This is a genomic window from Tolypothrix sp. FACHB-123 (assembly GCF_014697075.1).
Lineage (GTDB): Bacteria > Cyanobacteriota > Cyanobacteriia > Cyanobacteriales > Nostocaceae > Aulosira.
This window is the reverse complement of sequence record NZ_JACJRE010000127.1, coordinates 1-5,698: the sequence shown is the minus strand read 5'-3', so window position 1 is coordinate 5,698 and position 5,698 is coordinate 1. Positions and strand designations below refer to the sequence as shown.

General features: G+C 44.5%; 2 protein-coding genes and 26 tRNA genes. 27 read left to right on the top strand and 1 reads right to left on the bottom strand.

What is annotated here, in order from left to right:
• Nucleotides 1–70 precede the first annotated feature (70 nt).
• Entirely contained in the window at nt 71–1,543 is a 1,473-nt protein-coding gene (locus H6G41_RS33985) for a P-loop NTPase fold protein (RefSeq protein WP_190752742.1), read from the bottom strand.
• A 797-nt stretch (nt 1,544–2,340) separates the two neighbouring features.
• On the opposite strand from H6G41_RS33985, the gene H6G41_RS33980 reads away from it, so the two are divergent.
• From H6G41_RS33980 to H6G41_RS33850, 27 genes are all read left to right on the top strand, one after another.
• Nucleotides 2,341–2,877: an HNH endonuclease gene (locus H6G41_RS33980; protein ID WP_190752739.1), complete on the top strand. Its 537-nt coding sequence runs from the start codon at nt 2,341–2,343 to the stop codon at nt 2,875–2,877.
• Nucleotides 2,878–3,081: 204 nt separating this feature from the next.
• Nucleotides 3,082–3,157 (top strand) — tRNA-Asp (locus H6G41_RS33975).
• Between the two features lie 6 nt (nt 3,158–3,163).
• Nucleotides 3,164–3,240, top strand: a tRNA-Glu gene (locus H6G41_RS33970).
• Between the two features lie 5 nt (nt 3,241–3,245).
• Nucleotides 3,246–3,320 (top strand) — tRNA-Cys (locus H6G41_RS33965).
• Between the two features lie 5 nt (nt 3,321–3,325).
• A tRNA-Ile gene (locus H6G41_RS33960) sits at nt 3,326–3,400 on the top strand.
• Nucleotides 3,401–3,403: 3 nt separating this feature from the next.
• A tRNA-Trp gene (locus tag H6G41_RS33955) sits at nt 3,404–3,474 on the top strand.
• Nucleotides 3,475–3,620: 146 nt separating this feature from the next.
• Nucleotides 3,621–3,694, top strand: a tRNA-Glu gene (locus tag H6G41_RS33950).
• Between the two features lie 93 nt (nt 3,695–3,787).
• A tRNA-Tyr gene (locus H6G41_RS33945) sits at nt 3,788–3,868 on the top strand.
• Nucleotides 3,869–3,872: 4 nt separating this feature from the next.
• Nucleotides 3,873–3,957: transfer RNA gene (locus H6G41_RS33940), tRNA-Ser, on the top strand.
• A gap of 5 nt (nt 3,958–3,962) precedes the next feature.
• Nucleotides 3,963–4,036: transfer RNA gene (locus H6G41_RS33935), tRNA-Arg, on the top strand.
• 6 nt (nt 4,037–4,042) lie between these two features.
• Nucleotides 4,043–4,115 (top strand) — tRNA-Phe (locus H6G41_RS33930).
• Between the two features lie 9 nt (nt 4,116–4,124).
• Nucleotides 4,125–4,199 (top strand) — tRNA-Asn (locus tag H6G41_RS33925).
• A gap of 5 nt (nt 4,200–4,204) precedes the next feature.
• Nucleotides 4,205–4,307 (top strand) — tRNA-Gln (locus tag H6G41_RS33920).
• Between the two features lie 5 nt (nt 4,308–4,312).
• Nucleotides 4,313–4,387 (top strand) — tRNA-Gln (locus H6G41_RS33915).
• 27 nt (nt 4,388–4,414) lie between these two features.
• Nucleotides 4,415–4,495 (top strand) — tRNA-Leu (locus tag H6G41_RS33910).
• A 5-nt stretch (nt 4,496–4,500) separates the two neighbouring features.
• A tRNA-Pro gene (locus H6G41_RS33905) sits at nt 4,501–4,577 on the top strand.
• Between the two features lie 3 nt (nt 4,578–4,580).
• A tRNA-Leu gene (locus H6G41_RS33900) sits at nt 4,581–4,654 on the top strand.
• A 5-nt stretch (nt 4,655–4,659) separates the two neighbouring features.
• Nucleotides 4,660–4,737: transfer RNA gene (locus H6G41_RS33895), tRNA-Leu, on the top strand.
• Nucleotides 4,738–4,744: 7 nt separating this feature from the next.
• Nucleotides 4,745–4,819, top strand: a tRNA-Lys gene (locus H6G41_RS33890).
• Nucleotides 4,820–4,825: 6 nt separating this feature from the next.
• Nucleotides 4,826–4,900 (top strand) — tRNA-Lys (locus H6G41_RS33885).
• A gap of 7 nt (nt 4,901–4,907) precedes the next feature.
• Nucleotides 4,908–4,981 (top strand) — tRNA-Leu (locus H6G41_RS33880).
• A gap of 66 nt (nt 4,982–5,047) precedes the next feature.
• Nucleotides 5,048–5,124, top strand: a tRNA-Thr gene (locus H6G41_RS33875).
• A 4-nt stretch (nt 5,125–5,128) separates the two neighbouring features.
• A tRNA-Gly gene (locus H6G41_RS33870) sits at nt 5,129–5,202 on the top strand.
• Nucleotides 5,203–5,207: 5 nt separating this feature from the next.
• Nucleotides 5,208–5,278: transfer RNA gene (locus H6G41_RS33865), tRNA-Gly, on the top strand.
• Nucleotides 5,279–5,283: 5 nt separating this feature from the next.
• Nucleotides 5,284–5,378: transfer RNA gene (locus H6G41_RS33860), tRNA-Val, on the top strand.
• A 9-nt stretch (nt 5,379–5,387) separates the two neighbouring features.
• A tRNA-Arg gene (locus H6G41_RS33855) sits at nt 5,388–5,459 on the top strand.
• 6 nt (nt 5,460–5,465) lie between these two features.
• A tRNA-Ala gene (locus H6G41_RS33850) sits at nt 5,466–5,539 on the top strand.
• The last annotated feature ends 159 nt before the right edge of the window (nt 5,540–5,698 follow it).

The following is a 5,698-nucleotide window of genomic DNA, read 5'->3' as shown; positions in this document are numbered from 1 at the left end:
GCTCGGCTTATGGATTTAGAAACTTTGAAAACTTCCGAATTAGATGCTTGTTAAACTGGCATTTTGATTGTTAGTTTAGCATAACAAGTACTAAAGAACCAAAATCCTTAAACTCTTTGCCTAAATATTTTTCTAGTAATTCATCTTTAATTTGCTGAATCCATATTTCTTGTTCGGGCTTATTTGTAATTATTTCTGCAACTTCTTGTTGTACCTGCCTGATTTTATCATCCAGCTTTTTCTTTTCTTCTTGTAGTTCTTTTTCTTTATCTTCTAGAGCTTGTTTTTCTCTTTTTCTGGAAGTCTTTAAACTTTCCCAAAGTAAGTTTTCGACTTGACTATGCGAGCCTGATTTTTCTAAGTCTTCTAATTGTTCTTGAGTTAATTTTGCCTCATAAAATAACTCTCTTCTTTGCAGATCGCTCATTTCATTGAGTGCTTCCCAAATTTTGCCTCCTGCGTAGGCATCAACTCCTAAGTCTTTCAATTGTCTTTCCAAAATCAGTTGGCGATTTAGTTCAAAGAGTATCGTTTCCATTAAACTTGCCCAGAGGTTAGAGCGAGCATAAGTCCAAGCATCAAATGTGATTTGATAGACATGTCCTACGTAGGGTGAAAGCTGTTCTTCAACTGAATCGCGATCGCAACTTGCTAAATTACCCCATGCTTTTTGTTCATTTACGGGTTGGCTGCGAATTTGAGTCATTTTTTGCTGCATCAGGTGCATAATATAGGATTTACCACTGCCCCATCCACCAAGAATGCCAACAGCTAGTGGCGGTTCTAAACTACGCATTAATAAAACTTCTGCTAATGCATGAACTTCTTGCTCAATATTGAGAAGATCTTGACCTGAAGGTAAATCATTTTTAGGACTTTGAGCCAAGAAATCATTCAGCCGAAGTGCAGCTATACGCAATATTCCAGTGATATTTTCTCTGTCTACTATGGTGACTTCTTCAATTACATGATTTTTACTTTGATTAGTCGCTAATGCGCGATCAATTGCTTGCAACATAGCGATCGCCACTTCCTGTTTATTCAGTCCATTCACTCCACTACCTAACAGGGGAATGATTAAACGTGTCAATCTCTGCTTTGTTGCCAGACGAATCGTTGCGGCAGCAGCTTTAGCAGCGTTGCTAACATTGATAATTCTTCCTGACTCTGAATTTGATTCTACAGTTGCCAGAATAGTAAATCTTTCAGCTTCATTTTCCTGAAGTTGAGAGACAGCCAAATTAATCTCCGAAGGTAAAGCCATGAGAAGTGGTTGATCTGGACTAACATCAGACATCTTATTTTTTGACATCTGTTTTTGGATGAAACCCACAAAACTCACCTCGGAGTATGTTTGACCTACTTTAGCCAAAAAAGCTCGACCAAATCCGCCTATACCTCCTTGGTAGCCAACTGGAATAACTAAGCCATCAAACGGTAACAACCAAGAATGACTTGTACAAAGAGCGTAAATCTGAGTTTTACCTTGCTTCTTCAGCAGAATACGGTTAGCTGTTTCTGTATATGGAGTACCTGTAGACATACTAGGTTGAATTATAAGGTTAGCTAAAATATATACTGTGGAAATTGCATTTTTGAGATTTTTACATAATAGGCAACGAACTGCTTCCTCTAGGATTTGCAGATCATAGTCAAATTTTCCGAGTGTAATTTTGGTTACTCATTATGAAGTTTCAAGCACAGTAGCCCAAAAGCAAGGCTAAAATGGCGGATGTTTGAATTTTAGCTAGATATACATCTTGAGTATCGGGTTTTTCGGAGTTTAGAGCAAGATTACAGCAATCATGCTTTGCGTTAATCTATATATTATGGGGTAAATATTTCTTCCTTTCCCTTTACCCTTCTTCATATAGTTATGCTCAATCGCTCTAGAGAACTGACCGATCGCATTAACTTAAAGGTGCTGGCTTCGATCTGCGAGCGCCACACTCATTCTTCAAAATTGTACGGTAGACAATTTCATACTACAAATGTAATATGAAAATAAGTTATTCCTTCATTACAAATACTACAGAAATTCGATGATCCACAGCTTTGCCTCAAACATATATAGAGCAAGACATGACCGACCCCGCAAGGGTTTGGACAAAAACAACGCCCTATTTGGCTTTGAGGGTACATATCAATGTCCAGACAGTAAATCTGCAATGGACGGGATTATTGAAGTGCTAGTCGCCTGGCTAAATCCAGACCGACTTATACACAGCGGGAGGTGCAAGTGCGTTCTTGCACCGCAGATAAGGAAAAAAGTGTTAACTACTTAACCCCCGCTTCTGATGCAAAGAAACGGGGGTTATTTTTTGCGGAGTGAATTCACCTATGGAAGCTCAACCACAGACTCAGAAAGCAAACGTATTACAAAACTCGGTAGTCGTATTCTCTAAGAACTACCTACCATTGGCAAGGATTAATATCAAACGCGCTATTGTCTTGCTAGTTAGCGGACAGGCTGAATCCTTAGAGTTTGGCAGTTCAACGCTTTGGGAAGTGCGATCGCCTAGCATCGTACTACAAGTTCCCGAACACATTCGTTTGACAGTAGGTAACCCCGAACGTCATTGGAAAGTACCACCTGTCAATCGCCGTGAAGTCCTCAAGCGTGATAGCCATAGCTGTCAATATTGCGGTAGTACCAAGCGTCTCACCCTCGACCATGTAATACCTCGTTCCAAAGGTGGACAGCATACCTGGGATAACGTTGTCACAGCTTGTGAGCGTTGTAACTCGACAAAAAGCGATCGCCTTCCCCATGAAGCAGGAATGGTACTCAAAACCAAACCCAAAGCGCCAATTCACCCAGCCGTTGCATTTGCCGAACAGTTCTGGAACGCACAACGCCTAACTGAGAATGAGTAATTCACTCCCCTAAACCCAGTCAGAGAGGGCAATACAGCCATTACATAACACCGCCCTCTCATTTCTCAAAAAAAATTTGTAGTATACCCTTGACAGCCTTGTAGTATAAATGTAGTATATATGTAGTGAAGCAAAAGAGCCTCAGCAAAAGGCACAACGCTCACACCTCTGAACCATGAAAACTAAATAATTGCCACCCAACGTGGGGGTGTAGCTTAGTCCGGTTTAAAGCAGTCGCCTGTCGAGCGAAAGACCGTGGGTTCAAATCCCATCATCCCCGCCTTGTAGCCTTGTGGACAAATAGAAAAGTCGCTCTGATTCTCAGTCAGAGAGAAGCGGGTGCAACTCCCGTCGAGGCTTCCAAAAATGTCCGAGTAGCCAAGTGGGAAGGCGTTGGTCTGCAAAATCAATCATCGTGGGTTCAATTCCCACCTCGGACTCCAAACGTTGCAGTGTAACCTAACGGCAAGGTACTCGGCTCATAACCGAGGATATGCGAGTTCAACTCTCGCCACTGCGACCAAATGCACAGATGGTGTAACGGCAGCACCAGGGTCTCCAAAACCTTTGGTCAGGGTTCAAATCCTTGTCTGTGCGTTCTACTACGTGACCCGACATAAGAAGCTTACAAACTGGTCATCTGATTATCTCAATCAGAGTAGGTTCAAATCCTACAGCCTCCACCAAACCAGGGGGCTGAAAAAACAGCTTCTCAAACTTGTATGTGGTAGAAATTTCACCTTGGTGCCGTAGGCAAATTGGTAAAGCCACCTGTCTTTCAAGCAGGAGATTGCGGGTTCAATCCCCGTCGGCACTGCTGACTTGAGTTGGGATGGCAGAGAGCAGAAAAACTGGTCTCTCCATTCCTTTATTTCACCCAGAAATCTCAAGTAATTACTCAAACATATATGGGTCGGCTCGCCTATTGGTGTGGGCAACGGTCTGTAAAACCGCCGCGTTTGCGTTGCTGGTTCAATTCCAGCCCGACCCATCATGGAGAGATTGCTATTGGCAGGGCAAGCTGTTTGCTAAACAGTCGTGGATGTAAGTCCACTGTGGGTTCAACTCCCTCTCTCTCCGCCTTTGAGAACGTGGTGTAACTGGATTGCATCTCAGATTACGAACCTGAAGGTTGGGGGTTCAAGTCCCTCCGTTCTCGCCTTATCCCCTGGTAACTCAGTTGGTAGAGTGCCTGTTTGAAGAACAGGAGGTCATCCGTTCAATCCGGATCTGGGGGACTGGCACATTGCCCCATAGCTCAATGGCAGAGCAAGCGGCTGTTAACCGCGAGGTTGTAGGTTCAAGTCCTACTGGGGCAGCCATTCATTGCCGAGTGGACGACTTGGAAAGTCGCTGTGACTCTGAATCACAGAGATGTTGGTACCCTTCGGGAAGCCACTTCGTGTCTACGACCCCAACCTCGGCAACCAATTATTGGGAAGTAGGCGACGTTGGCAAAGCCACCTGATTTTGGATCAGGATTTCGCAGGTTCAATTCCTGCCTTCCCAGTTCTGCTTTGATAAGCAGAAAAATTATGCTCCTGTAGCCCAATTGGAAGAGGCGGCTGTCTCAAAAACAGTCTATTTTGTACGGGTTCAACTCCCGTCAGGAGTACCAGATATCGGGATGTAATTCAGTGGTCTAGAAGCCTTGTTTTGGGGACAAGGAGTCGTAGGTTCAAATCCTACCATCCCGACCATTTGCCCCTGTGACGTAATTGGAAACCGTCGCTCGTTTAGACCGAGTGTTTTGCAGGTTCGACTCCTGTCAGGGGTACTGATGCTCCCGTGGCGGAATAGGTAGACGCACTCAGTTGAGCGCTGAGTTTCTTGTTACAGGTTCAAATCCTGTCGGGAGTACTAAATTGGGTCGTTGGCAGAGCGGATATGCAACTGCCTTTTAAGCAGACTTATCCAGGTTCAACTCCTGGGCGACCCACCAAAACTAGGGCGTTTGGCAGAACGGTTATGCTCCTGACTCTTAATCAGGCTCACACAGGTTCAACTCCTGTAGCGCCCACCAAAATAATGCCCCTGTAACCCAATTGGAAGAGGTGCCAAACTTAAAATTTGGAAGTTGCTGGTTCAAATCCAGTCAGGGGTATGGCTGAGGTAGAGCGGGTAGTCGCTCTTGTGGGCGACTACAATTTCTACTTTCAGATCCACAAATGCTGGTGTAGCTCAATCTGGCAGAGCAACTGATTTGTAATCAGTAGGTTGCAGGTTCAACTCCCGTCACCAGCTCCAGAATGCGATCGTGGTGTAAAGGCAGCATCAGAGTCTTCCAAACTCACGGTACGAGTTCGATTCTCGTCGATCGCTCCAATAACGCGGATGTGGTGTAAGGGCAACACCGAAGTATGCCAAGCTTCAGATACGAGTTCAAATCTCGTCGTCCGCTCTCGTAGCCTTGTAACTCAGTGGGAGAGTGCTTCTCTGACAAAGAGGAAGTCTCAGCTACCCTGCCTTACGTTCCGCGTCTACAAATCCTGTCAGGGCTACTAATTCATGGGAGTGTCGCCTAATGGATGGGCATCGATCTTCTAAATCGATTTGTAGGGGTTCGAGTCCCTTCACTCCTGCTTAATGGGGTCATAGCTCAACTGGCTAGAGCATCCGCCTTGCAAGCGGAAGGTTAGGGGTTCAAATCCCCTTGATTCCACTGTGGTGTCTGAAGCCAAAGCGGTCGCGGCGCTGGTTTGTGGAACCAGTCATTAGGGTAGGGGAAACGCATCTTATTTCCTAATAAAAACTAAGAGAGATTTCAAAATGACATTGATAATTGTAAAAATTCCGGCAATGATAAATAAAACAAATAAAA